General features: G+C 61.9%; 13 protein-coding genes. 8 read left to right on the top strand and 5 right to left on the bottom strand.

The features are described from left to right. Nucleotides 1-267 precede the first annotated feature (267 nt). From J2Y90_RS09010 to cobG, 5 genes are all read right to left on the bottom strand, one after another. Nucleotides 268-7365 (bottom strand): TcdA/TcdB pore-forming domain-containing protein, encoded by a 7098-nt coding sequence (locus tag J2Y90_RS09010; protein WP_253498670.1) that lies wholly within the window; start codon nt 7363-7365, stop codon nt 268-270. Nucleotides 7366-7668: 303 nt separating this feature from the next. Then, on the bottom strand, nt 7669-9369 hold the full coding sequence (cobJ, locus tag J2Y90_RS09005; protein ID WP_253498667.1) for a precorrin-3B C(17)-methyltransferase: 1701 nt from the start codon (nt 9367-9369) through the stop codon (nt 7669-7671). Further along, complete coding sequence (locus tag J2Y90_RS09000) at nt 9369-10103, bottom strand: precorrin-2 C(20)-methyltransferase (protein ID WP_429460201.1); 735 nt, start codon at nt 10101-10103, stop codon at nt 9369-9371. Before J2Y90_RS09000 ends, cobJ begins: the two co-directional genes overlap by 1 nt. After that, entirely contained in the window at nt 10100-10726 is a 627-nt protein-coding gene (locus tag J2Y90_RS08995) for a precorrin-8X methylmutase (protein ID WP_253498664.1), read from the bottom strand. Before J2Y90_RS08995 ends, J2Y90_RS09000 begins: the two co-directional genes overlap by 4 nt. Further along, a complete protein-coding gene (gene cobG, locus J2Y90_RS08990; protein ID WP_301291631.1) occupies nt 10719-12017 on the bottom strand; it encodes a precorrin-3B synthase in 1299 nt (432 codons plus the stop codon). Before cobG ends, J2Y90_RS08995 begins: the two co-directional genes overlap by 8 nt. A 132-nt stretch (nt 12018-12149) precedes the next feature. Between cobG and cbiE the strand changes: the two genes are divergently transcribed. The 8 genes from cbiE to J2Y90_RS08950 all read left to right on the top strand — a co-directional run bounded on the left by cbiE (nt 12150) and on the right by J2Y90_RS08950 (nt 20605). Beyond that, on the top strand, nt 12150-13361 hold the full coding sequence (gene cbiE / locus J2Y90_RS08985) for a precorrin-6y C5,15-methyltransferase (decarboxylating) subunit CbiE (RefSeq protein WP_253498658.1): 1212 nt from the start codon (nt 12150-12152) through the stop codon (nt 13359-13361). After that, nucleotides 13354-14451: a cobalt-precorrin-5B (C(1))-methyltransferase gene (locus J2Y90_RS08980; RefSeq protein WP_253498655.1), complete on the top strand. Its 1098-nt coding sequence runs from the start codon at nt 13354-13356 to the stop codon at nt 14449-14451. The genes cbiE and J2Y90_RS08980 overlap by 8 nt, the downstream gene beginning before the upstream one ends. Further along, the gene (locus J2Y90_RS08975) at nt 14448-15164 is read left to right on the top strand and encodes a cobalt-precorrin-6A reductase (protein ID WP_253498652.1); all 717 of its coding nucleotides are present in this window, start codon (nt 14448-14450) and stop codon (nt 15162-15164) included. Before J2Y90_RS08980 ends, J2Y90_RS08975 begins: the two co-directional genes overlap by 4 nt. 317 nt (nt 15165-15481) lie before the next feature. Then, a complete protein-coding gene (locus tag J2Y90_RS08970) occupies nt 15482-15880 on the top strand; it encodes a DUF2946 domain-containing protein (protein WP_253498649.1) in 399 nt (132 codons plus the stop codon). Nucleotides 15881-15927: 47 nt separating this feature from the next. After that, nucleotides 15928-16407 carry a copper chaperone PCu(A)C gene (locus J2Y90_RS08965; protein ID WP_253498646.1) on the top strand — a complete coding sequence of 160 codons (480 nt, stop codon included), beginning with the start codon at nt 15928-15930 and terminating at the stop codon, nt 16405-16407. A 21-nt stretch (nt 16408-16428) separates the two neighbouring features. Continuing rightward, nucleotides 16429-16875: a DUF2946 domain-containing protein gene (locus J2Y90_RS08960; RefSeq protein WP_253498643.1), complete on the top strand. Its 447-nt coding sequence runs from the start codon at nt 16429-16431 to the stop codon at nt 16873-16875. A gap of 84 nt (nt 16876-16959) precedes the next feature. Beyond that, on the top strand, nt 16960-19080 hold the full coding sequence (locus tag J2Y90_RS08955; protein ID WP_253498638.1) for a TonB-dependent copper receptor: 2121 nt from the start codon (nt 16960-16962) through the stop codon (nt 19078-19080). 151 nt (nt 19081-19231) lie between these two features. Beyond that, on the top strand, nt 19232-20605 hold the full coding sequence (locus tag J2Y90_RS08950; RefSeq protein WP_253498635.1) for a PepSY-associated TM helix domain-containing protein: 1374 nt from the start codon (nt 19232-19234) through the stop codon (nt 20603-20605). The last annotated feature ends 6 nt before the right edge of the window (nt 20606-20611 follow it).

Raw genomic sequence — 20611 nt, 5'->3', positions numbered from 1 at the left:
TCGGAGTCCTTCGATTGAATTGTACCGAGCGCCACGCTAATCATTAAAATGGCCAAACACAAAAAAGAAACAACTCAATTATTTTCAGAAATCATGCGCAACTTAAAACCCTGCCTTAAACCAGATCATTCGCTTTCCATATATTTCAGCGAGCCACTCAATATCTTTAGCATGCAAATAATTGCAATCAAACAAACCCATTAAATAAAAAATGGTCGCAAACTTCCGCTCACGACCATTTTCAACTTTTCAGTTTCGACTTATATCTCAGGAAAGTTGCTTGATGAGTCTCTCAAGTGTTGCCACCTCTTGATCGGGATGTACTTGTGACAGCGCGTCGAGCCACTCTTCGACACCTCGCTGGTAATCCACCCCGCCAAGCCTGACGTTTATCTGCATCGGCCGGCCCGACTCGTCGTTGCCGGGTGTGACGTTACGCACGATCAGACTGTGGGCCGTGTCCGGATCCGAGAACACCAGTTGCCCGTCGACCAGCGACACCAACAAATGCTCGGCAGCAACCATGTCCAGCACCAGAGTGCAGACACGCATGTCGGCAGCGCCTTGCGGGACCTGGCGATCAACCACGATGCAGTCCAGCCGTTGCCAGGCTTGTTCCGAAATCCGATAGCTCAATGCCTTGGCACCAAAAGTGAGAATCAGTTTTTCGACTCCGTCAGGCAGCATTGCCATAAGATCGGTGACCTCACCACTCACATCGAGCGCCAGGATCTCGCCTTCGCGCCGGGCGTAACTGTCTTTTACCCAGATACCGTTCACCGCTCCGCGACTGTAGATCAGACTGTCAATCGGGTCGAACAGCATCGCCACCGACGTATTGCGCGCGCCAAGAAACTCCGACCACTGACCATCGGCCCGGCCCGAAACATCGAAGAGTCGATCCAGTTCCGGCACGAAGTACTTGTAGCGACCCATAGAGTCTTCGACCTGCAAAACCGCTGCATGGGCTTGTCCGCTCAATAACGCCTTCAAGCGGGCCTGTAATTGCTCGGCGGTCTGCCCGGCGATAAACGACCACTGTTTTTCGACGCCGACGATCCGGGCCGGCTGTTGATCGAGCAGCTCCAGGTTCACGCCCTGGCGGGTGCGGCCGAGCAATCCTTGTCCCTGCGTCACCACCTCGGCGAATGACCATTGCCCCCAGACTTTTTCCGCCATTGGCAATAACGTGCGGTCCAGTAACCGCTGCCCGTTGGCAAACGCTGCGCGCAGCGCCTGGATCTGCACCAGCGTCTGGCGATAGAGCTGCCCGGCCGAGACATCCAGCAACCAGGCGGCCTGGTTGTCCGGTGTCAGCCCGAGCAATGCCAGCTCTTTACCTTCACCGACATCGGCGAGCAGCACTTTTGCGCCGATACACCACGCCGCCACTGAGTGCAGGCCGGAAACATTGCTCAGTCCGATGATCGCAAACGGCGCATCTCGATGGGCATCGGCCAGCGCCGGTAACGCAGCGAGCCAGTCGGTATTGCTGCGCAACCAGTGCAGGCCGACGCCAACAAATTGCAGCTCGCCTCGCTTGTCGACCTCAAACAGCCGACCGTCTTTCCGGGTGGCGATATAACGTTCAGCGAATGAGCTGACATCGATGACATCTTCGGCGATGACTTGCCCATCCGCCGATTCAGCCCCACGGCGCAGCAATCGGGCCTGTATGCTGTAGAACAGCGGTTGATCACCCAAACCGTCATTCCAGCTCAGCAGAACCGTGTCCAGCTTCAGCCCGGTGCTGTGGGCCAACTGGAAATACAGCTGGTCAGCCAGGCGGATCCAGCCCAGATCCCGCAGCGTTTGCTGCTCATGGCTGCGGATCTGCACGAACCCGGCGCAGCCCCATGCGCTCAGACTCGACGCCATGCCAGACGTGCCATCGGCATAGGCCCGCGGCGTCTTGAAGCGATCCACCAGGGAACGCCAGTAAGCCGCCGTACGCCTCGGTGTGTAATCGCTCCAGGCGGCTGAGGTATGGATGCCGGTAAGGACTACAGAATATTCAGACAGCTGGTACTCGAACGTGGTCTCTACCCCACCGTTGACCTCAAGCATCTTTTGCCGGACGCGCAGGCCGTCGGCCGTCTGCTCACAACCGATGATTCTTGCACCACTGGCAGGGTTCATCAGTCGGTAGCGATGGTTGACCGTGCCGGTGATCGCATCGACCCGCCAGACCGTCGCATGCTCGGGATGGTAAAACCATGCCTGCCCCGCGTTGGCCGCAGCCAATGCAACGCCGTCACTGACATTTTCGGGCAGGTTGCGCGCATACAGCAGCCGCGCATGCGCCACGTCATAAAAGGCGGTGACCAGCAGGGAGCGAGGGGCGAAGCTCATCGGCACGCGAAATTTGTATAACGGCACGTAAGCCGCCGAAACGCGTCGCTCGGCCACCCGCTTTCCAATCCGTGCCAACAGCGCAGCCTGCGAATCCTGTTGCTCCTGGGTGACCGACACCAGCAGCAGCCGCTGTTCTTTCCAGTCGAGATTGAACATCTCGCCATTGTTCAGCTGGATGAAGTCCACCTGACCTTCAATCCGTATTCCATCGACACTGAGGAACGATTCTGCAAATCGCACTCTGTTTTCGCTGACCCACGGCGCATGAAGCACCCACTGGGTCGCCGCATAATTACGCAGGGAAACGGCCACCAGGCCGGGGGTCAACCAGAGCTGGCGAGCCCCCGGGGAGCGGGTGAAGATCTCGTAGGAAATGCAGCCTTTCCACTCCGCCGGCAAGGTTGGCACCAGCAACTGGCGCACCTGCTCGTCCAGCGTCACGACAATTCGGGTGGGTTTATTGAACGGGTATAGCTTGTAGAGAATGTGCGGGATCGGCGTGTTGGCGAAGAAATAGAAACGCTGGTTGCCATGCTCGTCGTATTCCAGTTTGTTGACGGTGCGGTTGCGCAGGCTCGGATACCAGGTTTGCATGAATGGCTCGCTGAGCTCGTCAGCCAACCCGCCAAATGGCAAAAAGGCGTTGAGCAGACCCGATGAGGCCTTTTCGCTTGCTTGCCGGGGCTCACGCTCCAACTCGCCAGGCTGTGGCTCATAGGCATAACCGGACGTGCCGACCTGGTACTCATAACCGAAGTAACACTGCGGTGTGCACGGTAGCACCACCGTCTGTACATCACCGGGCGCCGGCCGGATCAGACTGACCACTTGCGGCAATCCGAGCGTCTGGCGGATATCGATCGCCTGGTGCAGTCGCGTCGGGTGATTGTTGAACTGCGGCAGCTCAAGCCCGCCGCGATCCATGGGGTAGAACTTCTGACTGTCGAAGCGGATCCGGTTGTTTTGCAAGTCCAGTTCGGTGATGACCGCTTCGGGCTCAAAACTCAGCGCACCGTCCTTGCGTGTGTAAACACCGGGGCCGTAGGCGTCCTGGATCTTGCGCAAGTGTGCGCCCACGCCTTTGGCCTTGTCGCTTATCTGTCCCAGGTTGCTGGCGATCGCCGCCACGCCGATGCCGACGCCGAGCAGCGGTACCGACAGAATCGCTGCGGCACCGCCTACCGCTCCGCCAACCGCCAATGCGGTGATGTCCAGCGCCAGGGCCGCGACATTGAACACCAGTTGCGTGGCCAACCGTGAACGCTGTTCCTGATTGGTTGCCACTGCCAGGCCGTAGAGGTCAAAACCTATGTTGACGACGGAGAAGACAATCCCGGCCGCGACCGAGGCCCGGCCCAGCAACCGCCCGGCCAGCGATGACTGGCGCAGCGCCAGGGCCTGCTCACTGGCAGCCACCTGACGGACGAGACTGACGATCTGTACCGCATCGTTCAGTACGCCATAACCTAACTGGGCGTAACTGACATAGACCTGCACCTGCAGCGCAATCGACAACGCCGGCACCTGCTCTGCCCCAGCCTGGTATTCACGATGGCGCATCTCGGTAATCAGCGTCTGGATCGCGAAGGCAAAGCTCAACCGACTGCCGCCGTCGGCCTCGCCCGCTGTCGCAGGTTTGCCGGCAAGGGTCTTCACCAGACGCTGGATATGCTGTTGGATTTTGCCAAAGCGCGCGTCGGTGGTGGTGACGACCCGGGCGTTTTGCGGATCGCGCGCATCCACCAGCGTCACGCTATAACCCGCGTCAGGATTCTTCTGCAGCGTTTCCAGCAGCGGCAGATACTCAGCGCCCAACTTGTTTTCGGCACGTAGCTGACCGGTAGCCTGTTCGAACGTCTGAGCCCAGTAACGTGCATCCTGTTGCGCGAGGCTGGCGCCCATCCGGGCGTTTTCACTCAGCGATCGCTGGCGTGCAACGGCTTGTTTTTCCCAGACCGAAGCACCCCGGGGATCGACAATCGGCGCGTTGTGCAAAAAGCTGTCCAGCCGCGTATTCGTCAACAGCGTTTTGTCCGCGATCACTGTGGTATCGAGCTCGACCACATTGAACCGCGCACGGTCGCCCTCCGCGAGACCATATAACCGCGCCATTGCTCCCTCATCTCTGCTCAGGTAACGCTGCATGCCCTCTTTAAGCTGCTCTACCCGTGCAAATCCGTAGATCGCGAAATTCGGCTCGTAAAACCGGTAGACCGTCTGGCTGCCTGCCACTATTTTTGCCATCAGCAGCGCGTGATTGCCGGTGTCGAGCAGCATGACGGTCGAAGCGCTTTTCGCCTCGAGCGCTTGTACGATGGTGTCCAGGCTCTGATGGCCCTGGAGCTTGCCGACAGCTGTCAGCGGCACCGTCTGCAATTCGTCCAGCGCCGCCAGCAAAGCCCGCGAGTCGGCGTCCTCTGCAGCGTGACTGACATTCGCCACCCGGCCGATCAGGGCTCGCTCGGCCGCTTCCCCACCGACCAGCGCCGCCGCCATCATCAGTGCCAGCGGATAGCAGCGACGACCTGGATCGCCCGGCGTGGTCATGAGCAGATCCTGCGGCACCTTCCTCGCGGAAATGGCGCCAGCGTCAAACAGTTCGGTACGAACCGCCTCACCGCTGCGCAGAATCTGCCCGTGATATTCACGGCGCGCCGTACTGTTGATCCGGGCGATACGCTCGCCCCACTGACGCACCGTCAATGGATCGCTCAAGGCGCGCACCTTGAGTTCGCGGGCCGTGTACGTGGTGGACGGTTCAGCGCTTGCCAGGCCAGCCTTGAAGGCCGGTGACGCGGACTGGCGCAAGGCATTTTCGATAGCGTTGTAGCGGGCAAACAGCCCATCGTCGGCGGTTCGCGCGGCGAGGTTCGACAGCTTTTTCCATGCACCGGCAAAGCCATCGATATCCAGACTCGCCGCGCCGAACATCCCGCCCAGCATTACGCGCAGCAACGGGCTGAGTTGTTCGACAACAAGCGAGCCGCGGGCCACCCGCACCAACAGTTCGTTCAGGTTACTGGTGGACTCGGCACCGAGAGACGGCGGCAATTCAAAAGCAGGCTGGGCCAGAATCTGCTGGCGGGTATCGAAACCGATGGAAAACGCTTCGGTAAAAGTGATGTCGCCGCTCAACTTGTCTTTCATTGCGCGAATGAACGGTTCGCCCAAGTCATCCATCAGCTGTTGCAGCACCGAGGTCAACAGCACTGGTTTGCCTTCGATCACCGGCCAGCCTTGTTTGAAGGTCAGCGTCTGCGGCCTCAGCAGATCCGCCAACTGCCCGACGTAACGTGACTTGAGTTTGCCGCTGCGCCATTTTTCCTGCTCGTTCTCAAGCCACTTGTTTTCATCGCCACCCACTGTCCAGCCGGAGATCCGCTCCTCCTCTGTATAAACGTTATAGCCCTCAAGCAATTTCAGGCGATCACGAACCTTATCAATCTGATCGGCTGGCACACGCTGTTCGATGTATCTGACATGTCCTGCCGCCCCAGCACCCGGCCCGGTAAGCGTAATGGTGCCCACGGCATTGACTCGAATACCGTCCCGATAATAAGTGCAGATCGCCTCGGTCAACTTCCCTGAAGCATAGTAAATACTGGATTTCGGAAACTTGCCCGCCGACGCCGCTTCATTGACCACATTTTGAATGACTGGCAACGCCCGTGCCTGGTCCGCGATATCGATGCCGGCCGCGAGCAAGCGGCGCTCCGCCTCTAGAAGGCAGTCATAATTGACCCGGATCATCTGCATGTAAGCCAGGGTCATCGCGCTGCCCGGATGAGCGATGAAATGCGCATTCATTTCTCCGCGATCGGCACGGCCCTCGGCGGTTCCCAGGCGAAGGGCATCGTGCGGCACAAGGTTGTCCTGTGGTGCGACGAAAATCTGATGAATCCCGGGTTTACCGCGCGCAAAAGTAGTGAGCGCCTCTTCATGCCGAGCGGGAACTTTCCCGGTAATCGCCGTATAACGGTTCCGATCCCGCCCGGGCATCAGCGCTTGATCGTGATCCAGCAACAGTTTCAAGAGCCAAAGTCGCTGCTTGTCATCAAAACCGCTGATATCCACGCCGCCCAACGTCTTGGCCAGCGGCGGCAAGTAATCCATGTCGCTGTAACGCCCTCCCTCCAGATACTCGGCCTGCAGCCGTACGACATCGCTCGCGGCGGCAAAATTGCCGCGCAGGGACACTTCGCGTTGATAGACATCCTGTAAAAAGTGCCCGGCGAACTCGTGGCGAACGTCACGCAGCTGCAAGTCCGTGCCGGCCATGGCCTGATGCGTTTCCAGGCACCGCTGCCGGAACGCCTCAAGCGTCGCGTGATCCTTGCCGTAAGCGCGAACCATCAGCTCGATACGCGCCTCGTCCGCCCGACCAGCCCATTGCGGCTGGTTCAGGAAGTCGAACATCTGATGTTTCAATGCCCGCGCGCGGTCTTCAATCATCTGTGACAACTGGTCGGGCGAGGTGACCTGGTCGCCTCCCGTCGCCATCGCATCCGTTCTTGCGCTGTCGAGAATCACCCTGTTCATCTCAAAAGCAAGCAGTGCATCACTGTCGTACCAGAGATTGAACCGATACCCCTGCGGCTCCAGCACCTGGCGCCAGATGTTCATGTAATCGCGCTGATTGGCGCCGACCTCACTGCCGCCGACCCAAACGAAATGCATGATGTTTGGCACGGGCCGGGCGACGCCGTTGAGCATGTCCACCGTTGCTGCCAATCTCGCCACATAGCGATTCAACCGGGTTCGTATTCCGTGGATGCCCACGGGCAGCGGCGTAGACTTGCGATCCAGCAAGGTTTCGAGTCGCTCCTGAAACAGTTTCACCGGCAACAGTTTTTCAACCACCGCGGCGGTGTTGCTGGCAACTTCATGAGACTGGGCCAGCGCCGCATATTCGCCTGACCCGGCAAACTCGCTCAATACATCCTTGAGGGTTGAATATTCTGCAGCCGAGGTGAATGTAAGTTCGTCGGTTTGGTTTCCCGTAGTACTCATCCGCATTCTTCCTTGATTCAATAGTCCTGAGTCGCAACAAACTAGTGAGGAAGTACGGAGCACTCAAACTTGAAGAAGCTCAAATAATGTCGAATGAAACATCGATCAACATTCCAATGCGACAGCCGCATGATTCAGCAACAACTTCGCCCGTTTTTTCCTCTGCCATAAATGACAAAAAGCCACGCCCCCGTAAAGAGCATGGCCTTGTATTAAAGTAGAGGCTCAACTTCGCAAGTGTTGACCTGATGTCACGACGAGAGAAGTTATTTACAACTTCCCTCTGCTACAACACCGGCAATGTCAGGACATCGGCTTTTCACCGTACCAACGTGGCGTGTACACCCAATGCCCACCACTCGCGCGGGTGAACGTGCACGTGGTCGAAGAGCCGATCAATACCATCGTGCGCATGTCCACCTGATCTGCGGTCAATGCGCCCAACGTCGTGGTGCGCAATGTCTGCCCCGGTCGCCCGATGTCACGCCCCAGGACAACCGGGGTTTGCGGCGTGCGGTGCCGGGCAACAATTTCCAGTGCCCGACCCAGTTGCCACGGACGGGCGCGGGAGATCGGGTTGTAGAACGCCAGCGCCAGATCCGCTTCGGCGGCCAGATCCAGACGTTTCTCGATGATCGCCCACGGCTTGAGGTTGTCCGACAGCGACATCACGCAGAAGTCATGCCCCAGCGGCGCACCGGCCTGAGCGGCGGTGGCCAGTGACGCGGAGACACCCGGCAGGATTTCCAGATCGACGCTGTGCCACGCCGGGTCATCCGATTCGTGCAGAGCTTCGAGCACCGCAGCGGCCATGGCGAATACGCCCGGGTCGCCGGAAGACACTACGATCACCGAACGTCCTTCGGCGGCGAGGCGGAAGGCGTGGCGGGCGCGCTGCATTTCTTCGCGGTTGTCGGTGCAGTGCTGCACCTGATCGTCGCGGAAGGGGCCGGCCATGCGCACGTAGGTTTCATAGCCGAGCACATCGGTGGCGCGGGCCAGTTCGGCCTTTACCGCGGGCACCATCAAATCGGCGGCGCCGGGGCCCAGGCCGATGACCGCGAGACGACCGCGCGGGCGGCCGATCTGCGACACGTCCAGCGGTTGCTCGGCAATCGCGACCGCGAGATTTTCAACGCTGATCACATCCGCCGCTGGCACTGCAACGCGGGCCAAGGTTTGCAGATCGCTTTGCGCGGCGACGAAGCGCAGGGGCACGCCCAATTCGAGCGCAGCTTCACGCAGATTCGTCGAAGCCATGTCAGTGTCGGCTGCCACCAGACAGGCCAACGCCGGCACGGCGACGGTGGCTGCATGCAGCGCATTGCGCACGACATTGGCCAGATCCGCCACGTCAGCACTCACCGCCACCGCCACACTGCGCGGGTAAATCAGCAATTCATCGGCGCTGGCCACACGCTGCGCACTGCTCACATGAATCGACCGCTGCGCCTGCGGATCCTGCGGCAACTGCGCCTGATCCAGCCACGGCGCCGCGCCTTCGATACGCACGCTGTGCCCGGCCAGCAGGTCGGAAACGAAACGTTTGCCCGACTCCAGATCCGCCAGCGCATAACCACTGGGCGGATTGAGCAGGCAAGTGCCAAAGCGCAATTCACCGCTGGTGGTGATTGCCGGCGCCACTTGCAGCGCCGCCGCGATCTCCCGGGCCATGACGTTTACCCCGCCGAGGCCGCCGAGCAATGGCACTACCGCGCTGCCATCTTCGGCCACCGCCAGCACCGCCGGCTCGGCGCCTTTCTCCAGCAACAACGGCGCCAAGGTGCGGATGACAATCCCGGCTGCACACAGCGCAATGATTGGCGTGTCCTGTTGATACAACGCGCGCAGTGTCGCACCAAATTCCTGATACACGCAGTCGGCGCCTACGACGCGTCCGGCAAGGCCATGGATCTGCGCCGCCGGGTAGATCTGCTGAATCCGCCGCGCCGTCGCGAGGCTGCCTTGGCCGAGAATGACGATGGCGGGAGTCGATTGGCTCATCAACCTTGCCACCGTTCGCCCGGGACGATGATCAGCGAGAAGTACGGCGAGGACATCGGCTCGACCTGATCCATCGGCACGATCTTCTGATTGGCCATGGTCGCACGCTCGACATACAACGCACGGTCGGCGAGGCCAAGTTCTTCAAGCACCTGACGCACCTTGGGAAAATTGCGCCCCAGTTTCATGATCACCGCCGCATCGGCATCGGCCAGACGTCGTTTCAATTCGTCATGGGGCAGCACACCGGAAAGTACCGACAGGCTCTGATTTCGATACACCAGCGGCGCGCCGAGCACCGAAGCGCCGCCAAGCATCGAGCACACGCCGGGCACCACTTCGGCTTCATAGAGACTGGCGAGGCGGTCATGCAAATACATGTAGGAGCCGTAGAAGAACGGGTCACCTTCGCAGATCACCGCCACGTCGCGGCCGGCGTCCAGATGCTCGGCCACCGCCACGGCGGCTTCGTCGTAGAAATCGCTGATGACCTGCTCATACAACAGCGGCGCCGGCAACGCCTCGGTGGTCACCGGGTACACCAGCGGCAGCAGATTCTGCGCCTCGACCAAGTGCGCCTCGATGATCCCGAACGCATTGCCCTTCTTGCCCTTGGCCACGAAGTACGCGACCACCGGTGATTCGCGCAGCAGGCGCAAGGCTTTGACGGTAATCAGTTCCGGATCACCGGGGCCGACACCGAGGCCGATCAGACGTCCTTTGGCCTGCATCATTCGATCTCCGTGGCGAGAGCATTGACGGCGGCGGCGGCCATGGCGCTGCCGCCGAGGCGGCCCTGCATGATCACGAACGGCACGCCACGACTGTCGGCGGCCAGTGCGGCTTTCGATTCGGCAGCGCCGACGAAGCCCACCGGGAAACCGAGAATCAGCGCCGGTTTCGGCGCGCCGGCATCGAGCATTTCCAGCAGATAGAACAGCGCGGTCGGCGCATTTCCGATCACCACCACACTGCCTGCAAGGTGCGGGCGCCACAGCTCCAGCGCGGCAGCCGAGCGGGTGTTGCCCAGCTCGCGAGCAAGCTCCGGCACGCTGTCGTCGCGCAAGGTGCAGATCACTTGATTGTTGGCCGGCAGACGGGGGCGGGTCACGCCTTCGGAGACCATCCGCGCGTCGCAGAGAATCGGCGCGCCGGCCGCCAGCGCATCGCGCCCGGCCTTGCCCGCGCCTTCGGAAAACTGCAGACCGTCGACGGCCTCGACCATGCCGCACGCGTGGATCACCCGCACTGCGAGTTTTTCCAGATCGGCGGGGATGCGCGCCAGATTGGCCTCGCGGCGAATGATCGCGAAGGAGTTGCGATAGATCTCCTGACCGTCGCGGATGTAATCAAGCATCAAGGGGGCTCCGGGAGCGGGCGTCGAGCAGGGTCGCGGCCGCTTCAATAGTAAGGTTGCAGGCGTGCAGCGAGCCGAAACCGGGCTGTGCTGCATCGCGAAAGTAGAGGTCGTAATGACCGGGGGCAACGGCCAGCAGCGTGGCCGGGGCGCAGTGAGCGGCGGCGCAGGAGCGCGAACAACCCGACAGGTGCACGCTGAGTCCCGGCGGCAGCAGAGGTGCCAGTTGCCGGGCGTCCTGTTTGGTGTCGGCCAGGCCTTTGCCGCAGCCATCGGCACCGGTGCAGGCGATCAGGCGGGTCAGCGGTTCGGCTGCGGTCGCCAACAGGCCCAACGCCCGAAACTGCTCAAGCACTGCGTCGGTATCAGTGGCCTTCACGTTCGGCAGCAGCAGGCTTTGCCACGGGGTGAAACGCAGGCTGCCATCGCCAAATTGGCGCGCCAGTTGCGCCGCGCCGCGCAGCATCGGCGGATCGAGTCGACCCAGCGGCGGCACCGCGCCGATGTAAAAACGATCCGTCGTGTTTTGCTGCCGGGCGCCAATGTGCAGCGCGTCTGCCGACGTCGGGCGCTGCCAATTGCTGATCGCCTTGACCAATACACGCTCGCGCAACGATTCAAGGAAGGCGAGCCTTGGCAACTCGTCGAGCAGATGGCGCATCCGTGTTTGCTCTGGCCGGGCCAGGTCGAGAAACAACTCCAGCACCGCGACCACCAGCGCGTGGGCGTTGTCCAGGGTCACAGCGCCGAGCGGCCGATCGGTCGGGCAACCGGCCAGACCGAATGCCCAGAGGATGTCGCCATCACGCTCGAACGCCGACAGCCAGAGGTCATGGGGATGCTCGAGCATCGCCAGCGCTTCACCGCCATCGAGCTGCACTGCGAACTTGGCGCTCAGCTCGTGGAAGCGCGGATGGCTTTGCAAGGTGTCGAGGATCTGTTCGGCGAGCGGACGCGTGTCAATCAGCATCTGCCAATCGATTCCGGCGGTCGGACTGAGCATCAGATTACGCACATCGTCGCCGGCGGCGGTTTTTGGCCCAAGGCCAACGGCGAGCAAGCGCTCGATCAGCGCCGCCGATTGCGCACCGATCCCGCGAATCTGCAGATTGCCGCGATTGGTTGCCTCGATCGCGCCACTGGCGAACTGCTCGGCGGCAGTGGCCACCGCATCGGCCTGATCAGCGCTGATCGAACCGCCGTCGAGCTTGATCCGACAGATACCGCCGTCCAGTGCCTGGACGATACGCAGCAACCCCGGGCAGGCCGAGGGGCGTAAGGCGGTGGACATCGGGCGTTCGTTCAAGGGGCTGACCGGTTGCGTGGCAGAAGCGCTTCGCGGGCGAAGGCGCGGTATTATGCCTGCTTTGTCCGGCGGCATGAAAAGTCTGCCCGTCGGAACGGCACGTTTAGAGGAATATAGATGTCACCCTGGCTGACGATCGTGGGAATTGGTGAGGACGGCTTCAAGGGCCTGGGCAAGAACGCCCGGCGTGCCCTGATGAGCGCTTCGCGGATCGTCGGCGGCCAGCGGCAACTGGATTTGCTGCCGCCGTGCATTGGCGGCGAGCGGCAATTGTGGCCGAGCCCGTTTTCTCTCGCGCCGGTGCTCGAATCGCGTGGCGAGCCGGTTTGCGTGCTGGCCAGCGGCGATCCGATGTTCTACGGCGTCGGAGCCAGTCTGGCGCGTCAGGTACCAAGCGCCGAGATGTCGATCATTCCCGCGCCTTCGTCGTGTGCATTGGCGGCGGCGCGGCTGGGCTGGCCGTTGCAGGAGGTGACGATTGTGTCGCTGGTGGCGCGCCCGCTGGCGGCGCTTAATGCGCAGTTGTTCAGCGGTGTGCGTCTGTTGCTGCTGAGCAATGACGGCAGCAGCCCGGCAGCCGTTGCGCAGCTGCTGTGCGAGCGTGGTTTCGGCGCAAGTCGCATGACTGTTCTGGAGCATCTGGGTGGCGACGCCGAGCGGCGCATTGACCGCGCCGCCAATGAATGGGACGACGCGCCCGTTGCTGACCTTAACGTCATCGCTATCGAATGTCTGGCCGAACCGGGAGTCGTCGGCCAGTCGCGCCTCGCCGGTTTGCCCGATTCGGCATTCCGTCACGACGGTCAGTTGACCAAGCGCGACGTGCGCGCGATTACCCTCGCTCGCCTGGCGCCGACGCCCGGAGAGCTGCTCTGGGATGTCGGCGCCGGCAGCGGCTCGATCGGCATCGAGTGGATGCGCGCCCATCCGAGTTGCCGCGCCATTGCGGTTGAGGCCGACGAGGGTCGTCAGCAATTGATCGAACACAACCGCGATGCGCTGGGCGTGCCCGGCCTGCAACTGATTCGCGGCAAGGCGCCGCACGCGCTGCCTGGCCTCGAACGTCCAGACGCTGTTTTTATCGGCGGCGGTGTCACCCGCGAGGGCGTCTTCGAGACTTGCTGGGAACAGCTCAAACCCGGCGGCCGTCTGGTCGCCAACGCGGTGACTTTGCAAAGCGAAGTCACCCTGCTGCACTGGCGTGAACAATACGGCGGTGAACTGACGCGCATTCATGTCGCCCAGGCGCAGCCGCTCGGCGAGTTCGACACTTGGCGCCAGGCATTGCCGATCACCTTGCTCGAACTGGTCAAACCCCTCGATGCGTGACGAAACCGCCGAGCAACCCGCGCCCCTGCGCAGCGGCCTGACCACCGGCAGCTGCGCCACCGCCACCAGCCTCGCCGCGGCGCGCCTGTTGCTCACCGGCGTCGGCGCTGACGCGGTGTACATCACGCTGCCCAAGGGCAAACAGGTGCAGATGCGCCTGGAGTTCTGTCGCCTGAGCGAGGGCGGCGCCGAGGCCGGCACGATCAAGGATGCCGGCGATGATCCTGACGTCACCCATGGCGCACTGCTTTATTCACAGGTGCGACTGTCCGCCGAACCGGGGATTCGCTTCAACGCCGGTGTCGGCGTCGGCACGGTGACCCGCCCAGGGCTGGTACTGGCCGTCGGCGAACCGGCGATCAATCCGGTGCCGCGCAAAATGATCAGCGATCACCTGACCCTGCTCGCCGCCGAAACCGGCTATGGCGGCGGCTTCGAGGTCACAGTCAATGTAGAAGGCGGCGAGGCGCTGGCGCTGAAAACCATGAATCCACGGCTGGGCATTCTTGGCGGCCTGTCGATCCTCGGCACCAGCGGCATCGTCCGGCCATTTTCCTGCGCCGCCTACATCGCCTCGATTCATCAGGGCATCGACGTGGCGAAAACCAACGGTTATCTGCACATCGCCGCGTGCACCGGCAATGCCAGCGAAGACACCATGCGCCGGGTCTACAACCTGCCGGAAATCGCCTTGATCGAAATGGGCGACTTCGTCGGCGCGGTGCTCAAGCATCTGCGCAAGGTACCCGTGGATAAACTCAGCCTGTGTGGCGGCTTCGGCAAAATCAGCAAACTCGCTGCCGGACATATGGATCTGCACTCACGGCATTCGAGCATCGACTTGCCGCAACTGGCTGAGTGGGCAGCAGCGATTGGCGCGGACGCGGCATTGCAACAAGGCATTCGTGCGGCCAACACCAGTCAACAAGCCTTGGCCATGGCCAGTGCGGCGGGGATCGCTTTGGGTGATGAGGTGTGTCGCCATGCATTGATTTTCGCCCGCAGCGTGGTACCGGCACTGGTGCAGGTCGAGGTGTTTGCCATTGATCGTCAGGGCGGGATTGTCGGCCACGCCGGAGGTTTTGCATGAAACGGATCCTGCTGCTCGGCGGAGTCACTGAAGCGCTGGCGATTGCACGCACATTGGGGCCGCACCATATTTACAGCCTCGCCGGCGTTGGCCGGGTGCCGAGCGACTTGAGCTGTCAGGTTCGCGTCGGCGGTTATGGCGGCGCTGAGGGCCTGGCGCAGTTCATCGCTGATGAAGGCGTCGATCTGCTGCTCGACGCTACGCACCCGTATGCGGCGCAAATCAGCGCCAACGCCGCCCGCGCGGCACAGCTCGCCGGCATTCCCTGCTGGGCCTTGCGCCGCCCTGCTTGGCAGCCGCAAGCAGGCGATGACTGGCGCGAGGTCAGTGACTGGGCCGAACTGATCACCGCGCTGGAACCGTTCCACCGCCCGCTGTTCACCCTCGGCCGCGAACCGCTGCAACACCTCGACGAAATCCCCGCCCACCAGTTCTGGACCCTGCGCGCCCTCGACGTCTATCCCGGCAACCCGCGCTGCGAAGTGATCGGCGCACGCGGGCCGTTTCTCCTCGACGACGAGCGAGCCCTGTTCGAGCGCCGGCAGATCGATGTGCTGATCAGCAAAAACAGCGGCAGCAGCGCGACTGAGCCGAAGCTCGAAGTGGCGCGAGAGCGGGGAGTGCCGGTGCTGGTGTTGAAGCGCCCGGGGTTGCCGGGGGTTGATCGGGAGTTTGAATCAGTCGCTGAAGTCCTCGCTGCCCTTTCCCACTGAATCGGCACGGCCCTTTGTGGGAGCGAGCCTGCTCGCGAAGACTTCCGCACCGGCAGCCCATCAGAGCCTGACAAATCGCTTTCGCGAGCAGGCTCGCTCCCACGGGAACCGTGAATGTTGCTGATATCTGTACACACTCACAAAACATGTGGGAGCGGGCTTGCCCGCGAAGGCGTCCGGTCTGGCACTGCCAATCCAAGTGGCTACACTCTTTTCAACAGCGCACTGCGACACCAGACCGCACGACGCTTTTTTACTTATCGGCCCTGATCAGGCTAAATAGCCGCGCCTGATCGCCCACCCAACGGACCCGTCCCATGAACCGACGCCGGTTAGCATTTGCCTGGATCGCCTGCTTTGCAGTGCTGTTCAACATGCTCGCCATGCCGCTGAGCGGGGCGATGGCGCAGGCGGGCGGCGCACCGGCCGAGCAGATCCTCTGGAGCAGTTTCTGCACCGGCAGCGGCATGAAAATGGTGGCGATCGACATCGGCGCCACGGATCAAAAGGCCCCGCAGAACGACAGCCATTCAAACATGCAGCACTGCTGGTGTTGCTCAGGCGGAGCGCCATTGCTGGCGCTGCCGGGGCATACGCCGCAGCTGTATTTCGCGCAATTTGAAAGCAACCGCAGCGTTGCGCCCGTCTCCCTGCAAACCCCGACGCCGCGCCAGCAATGGCCGAGCCTCAATCCCCGTGCATCCCCTCTGGTCTGATTTGTTCGCGCAATAACCCGCGTTTCAAATCGTTCTGGAGACCTGCCATGTTGAAGAAACTTTTCGTCCTCGCTGCGCTGTTGTTGCCGGCGTGCTTTGCCCATGCCCACGAATACAAGGTCGGTGCGCTGGAAATCGCCCACCCGTGGTCACAGGAACTGCCGCCGAATGCGCCGACCGTTGCCGCCTATTTCATCATTCACAACACCGGCAAAAGCGCCGATCGCCTGCTCAGCGTCGACTCGCCCATCGCGCCTGAAGCGCAACTGCACGAACACGTGATGCAGGGCGATCTGATGAAAATGCAGCAAGTGCCAAGCGTGGAAATCCCCGCCGGCGGTACCGTGACGTTTGCGCCGATGGCTTACCACGTGATGCTGCTCAACCCGAGTGATCGCCGCCTGCTCAGCGATGGCAAGCGTTTCCCGATGACCCTGCATTTCGAAAAGGCAGGTGACGTCAGCGTTGAAGTTGCCGTGCAGAAGAAAGCGCCGGAATCCGCCCAGGCCCACGTGCACGCTCAGTAACCGACCCGGCTGACTCCGCCCATGCGCCCGTTGCGCGCCAGGCCCGTCCCGCATCACCGTCAGGCTCAAACGCTGACGCGTGGCAGCTGGATCGCCCTGTTTGCCATGTTGATGATCTTCATCGGCCCACTGATTTCTCAGTCGATGCCGATGGATCAGCACGCCTCGAAATCGATGCCAATGAGCATGGACATGTCGATGGACATGCCCGGCATGGACCACGGCAGCCATGAAGCCCAGCCCGCAGCCGAGCACTGCCCGCCGCAATCCTCACATCACGTGCTGTGGGAAAAGTGCGGTTATTGCAGCCTGCTGTTCAATTGCCCGGCACTGACCGGTGGCGGCGATTTCGTCGCTTTCAACTTCCCGCCACCCAACACCTTCACCCCACCCTCCCCGCGTTTGGGCCATGCCCGCCAACCCTTCTTCCCCGGCGCCCGCACCCGCGCCCCGCCCATCGCCACGTAAACACGCACCTCTGATTGCACACGGTTGAGAAGACAGCTTCAGGCTGCCGACCGTGGTGTTTACGACTGTTCGATGGAAATTGTCATGTCCAGGTTTACTGCTGTCCCCTGCGCGGAATCTGCCCGCGCGCCTTTCACCCTGAACCGCTCGCGGATGCGGTTCGGGCATGCCAGCGCAGTCCTCTGCGGCGTATTGCTGACACCGCTGGCACAGGCCGATGAGCATACCGGCCACCCGCAAGAACTGAGCCCGACGGTGATCACTGCCATCGCCCCCAGTTCACCACTGACGATCGTCACCGACCCCAAGGACCCGCGCCAACCGGTGCCGGCCAGTGACGGCGGTGACTATCTGAAGACCATTCCCGGCTTCGCTCTGGTGCGCAATGGCGGCACCAACGGCGATCCGGTGCTGCGCGGGATGTTTGGTTCGCGGCTGAACATCCTCACCAACGGCAGCATGATGCTCGGCGCTTGCCCGGGCCGGATGGATGCACCAACTTCCTACATCTCGCCAGAGACGTACGACAAATTGACCGTGATCAAAGGCCCGCAAACCGCGCTCTGGGGCCCCGGCGCATCGGCCGGCACGGTGCTGTTCGAGCGCGAGCCGGAGAGTTTCGGCGAACTCGGCACCCGAGTGAACGCCAGTGTGCTGGCCGGCTCCCACGGTCGTTTCGACAAGGTCATCGACGCCGCTGCCGGCGGTGCGTTGGGCTACGTGCGGGTGATCGGTAACACCGCGCATTCCGACGATTACCGCGACGGCAACAACGACATCGTCGCCTCGCGCTACGACAAGTGGAACGGCGATGTCGCACTGGGCTGGACGCCGGATGCCGACACCCTGATCGAGCTCACCGCCGGCAAGGGCGACGGCGAGGCGCGTTATGCCGGGCGTGGCATGGACGGCTCGCAGTTCCTGCGCGAAAGCCTCGGCCTGCGCTTTGAGAAAACCGATATCACCGATGTGCTGGAAAAACTCGAGGCGCAGGTCTACTACAACTACGCCGACCATGTGATGGACAACTACACCCTGCGCACACCGTCCGGCACCGGCATGATGGCCGGGCCCATGGCCTCCAACGTCGACCGCCGCACCCTTGGAGCGCGGATCAAGGCGACCTGGCGCTGGGCGGATATTCAGCTGATCACCGGGCTGGATGCGCAGACCAACGAGCATCGCCAGCGCAGTGCGATGGGCATCGATACGTACAAGGATCTGCCGTACAGCAAGGACGCCGATTTTCATAACTACGGCGTGTTCAGTGAAATGACCTGGTACGCCGCCGAGCGTGATCGCTTGATCACTGGCGCCCGGGTTGATCGCGCTTCGGCCAGGGATTACCGCCAGAGCACCGGGTCGGGAATGATGTCGCGGCCCAACCCGACCGCTGACGACACCCGCGCCGATACCTTGCCCAGTGGCTTCGTGCGCTATGAGCACGATCTGGCCGACAGCCCGACCACCCTCTACGCCGGGCTCGGCCACGCGCAGCGCTTCCCGGATTATTGGGAACTGTTTTCGCCCAGCGCCGGGCCGGCAGGTTCGGTCAATGCTTTCGACACGATCAAACCGGAAAAAACCACCCAGCTCGATTTCGGCGTCAACTACAAAAGCGCCGACCTCGAAGCCTGGGCATCGGGCTATGTCGGCGTGGTGCGCGATTACATCCTCTTCGACTACACCCCGGGAATGATGGGTATGAGCACTTCGCGGGCCGAGAACATCGATGCGCGGATCATGGGTGGCGAACTCGGTGCTGCCTACAACCTGAGCGATAACTGGAAGGCCGATGCGACCCTGGCCTACGCCTGGGGCAAGAACAGCAGCGATGGCTCAGCCCTGCCGCAGATGCCACCGCTGGACGCGCGTTTCGGCATGACTTACAGCCAAAACAACTGGAGCGCTGGAGCACTGTGGCGAGTGGTCGCCGCGCAGCACCGCATCGACGCGAACAAGGGCAACGTGGTCGGCAAGGACTACAACCAGAGCTCGGGCTTCGGTGTGTTCTCGCTCAACGGCGCGTACAGGATCAACCAGCACTGGAAGGTCAGCAGCGGCGTCGACAACCTGTTCGGCAAAGCTTACGCCGAACACTTGAACCTGGCCGGCAACGCCGGGTTCGGCTATCCGGCCAACGACCCGCAGCCAATTAATGAACCGGGGCGCACGCTCTGGACCAAAGTCGATATGAGCTTCTGACAGTCAACACCTACCCATGTGGGAGCGAGCTTGCTCGCGAAGACGGCGCCACGGTCGGCATCGATATCGACTGAAGAACCGCTTCGCGAGCAGGCTCGCTCCCACAGGTAAACAGACAACGAAAAGAACCAAGCCCAGCGGAGCAAACGTGATGCAAAAGCCTCAACCCAATTTCTACAACCTGGCCTGGCGCTGGCATTTCTATGCCGGGCTGTTCGTCGCGCCGTTCATGGTGATGCTGGCCCTGACCGGGATCATTTACCTGTTCAAACCGCAGCTCGACGCGCTGATGTACAGCAGCCTGCTCGAAGTCCCGGCCGGACATCACACGGTGCCTGCCGATGACTTGCTGCAACGGGTGAAAAACGCTTACCCGCAAGGTCAGGTGACACAGTACCTGCCGGCGCCAAACGCTGAGCGCAGCGCGCAGTTTGTGGTGAAAAATGCCGGGCACGAACTCAACGTGTTCGTCGATCCGTACCACGGTGACATCCTCGGCGAGCAGGATGCCAAGCAGAATCTGCAAGCCATCGCCCGGGCGATTCACGGTGAATTGATGATCGGCACGGTCGGTGACCGGCTGATCGAAATGGCCGCTGGCTGGGGCGTGGTGCTGGTGGTGTCGGGTCTGTTTCTGTGGTGGCCGCGCGGTCAGGCGGCGGGCATTCTGTGGCCGCGCCTGAGCAGTCGTGGCCGCGTGTTGTGGCGCGATCTGCATGCGGTTACCGGATTCTGGGGCGCGACATTGCTGCTGGTGATGCTGCTCAGCGGCATGACCTGGACCGGTTTCTGGGGCAAGCAGTACGCCCAGGTCTGGAATGTGTTTCCAGCAGCGATGTGGAACAACGTGCCGACCTCCGACATTGAGGCACGCAGCCTCAACAGCGCCACCCGCCAGACCGTGCCATGGGCGATGGAAAACACGCCGATGCCAATGTCCGGCGACCACGCCGAACACATGGCCCACGGCAACGCCCACGCCGGCCCCGCCGCACCCAACGTCAGCCTGCAAGACGTGCAGAACATCGCCAGCGCACGCAAGGTCGAACCCGGCTACAGCATCACCTTGCCGACCACTGCCACCGGCGTATTCACCATCGCCGTGTTCGCCGACGACCCGCGCAATGACGCCACCCTGCATATCGATCAGTACACCGGCAAGGTCCTCGCCGATGTGCGCTTCGAGCACTACGGCACGGTTGCGCGAGCCACGGAAATCGGCGTGATGCTGCATGAAGGCAAGATGTTCGGCACCTTCAATCAGATCGTCGTCCTGCTGATCTGCCTGATGATTCTGCTCAGCGCCGTCAGCGGCGTGGTGATCTGGTGGAAACGTCGCCCCGAAGGCAAGTTTGGTGTACCGCCACTACGCCATGACCTGCCGAGGTGGAAGACCGGCGTAGTGATCATGCTCGCCCTGGCGGTAGTGTTTCCGCTGGTGGGCGCTTCGCTGGTGGTGGTGTGGTTGCTGGACCGGTTTCTGCTGGCACGGCTCGGCCAGCAAACGGCAAACCTGCCCGGTTGAGCCGTG

The sequence above is a fragment of the Pseudomonas koreensis genome, from assembly GCF_024169245.1.
Classification (GTDB): Bacteria; Pseudomonadota; Gammaproteobacteria; order Pseudomonadales; family Pseudomonadaceae; genus Aquipseudomonas; species Aquipseudomonas koreensis_F.
Note: the sequence above shows the minus strand (reverse complement) of the source record. Positions and strands in the feature narration are given on the sequence as shown.

Bases quoted from the DNA above. Each gene is read 5' to 3' on its own strand.
- J2Y90_RS09010 (WP_253498670.1), bottom strand. From the start codon at position 7,365: ATGAGTACTACGGGAAACCAAACCGACGAACTTACATTCACCTCGGCT.
- cobJ (WP_253498667.1), bottom strand. From the start codon at position 9,369: ATGAGCCAATCGACTCCCGCCATCGTCATTCTCGGCCAAGGCAGCCTC.
- J2Y90_RS09000 (WP_429460201.1), bottom strand. From the start codon at position 10,103: ATGATGCAGGCCAAAGGACGTCTGATCGGCCTCGGTGTCGGCCCCGGT.
- J2Y90_RS08995 (WP_253498664.1), bottom strand. From the start codon at position 10,726: ATGCTTGATTACATCCGCGACGGTCAGGAGATCTATCGCAACTCCTTC.
- cobG (WP_301291631.1), bottom strand. From the start codon at position 12,017: ATGTCCACCGCCTTACGCCCCTCGGCCTGCCCGGGGTTGCTGCGTATC.
- cbiE (WP_253498658.1), top strand. From the start codon at position 12,150: ATGTCACCCTGGCTGACGATCGTGGGAATTGGTGAGGACGGCTTCAAG.
- J2Y90_RS08980 (WP_253498655.1), top strand. From the start codon at position 13,354: ATGCGTGACGAAACCGCCGAGCAACCCGCGCCCCTGCGCAGCGGCCTG.
- J2Y90_RS08975 (WP_253498652.1), top strand. From the start codon at position 14,448: ATGAAACGGATCCTGCTGCTCGGCGGAGTCACTGAAGCGCTGGCGATT.
- J2Y90_RS08970 (WP_253498649.1), top strand. From the start codon at position 15,482: ATGAACCGACGCCGGTTAGCATTTGCCTGGATCGCCTGCTTTGCAGTG.
- J2Y90_RS08965 (WP_253498646.1), top strand. From the start codon at position 15,928: ATGTTGAAGAAACTTTTCGTCCTCGCTGCGCTGTTGTTGCCGGCGTGC.
- J2Y90_RS08960 (WP_253498643.1), top strand. From the start codon at position 16,429: ATGCGCCCGTTGCGCGCCAGGCCCGTCCCGCATCACCGTCAGGCTCAA.
- J2Y90_RS08955 (WP_253498638.1), top strand. From the start codon at position 16,960: ATGTCCAGGTTTACTGCTGTCCCCTGCGCGGAATCTGCCCGCGCGCCT.
- J2Y90_RS08950 (WP_253498635.1), top strand. From the start codon at position 19,232: ATGCAAAAGCCTCAACCCAATTTCTACAACCTGGCCTGGCGCTGGCAT.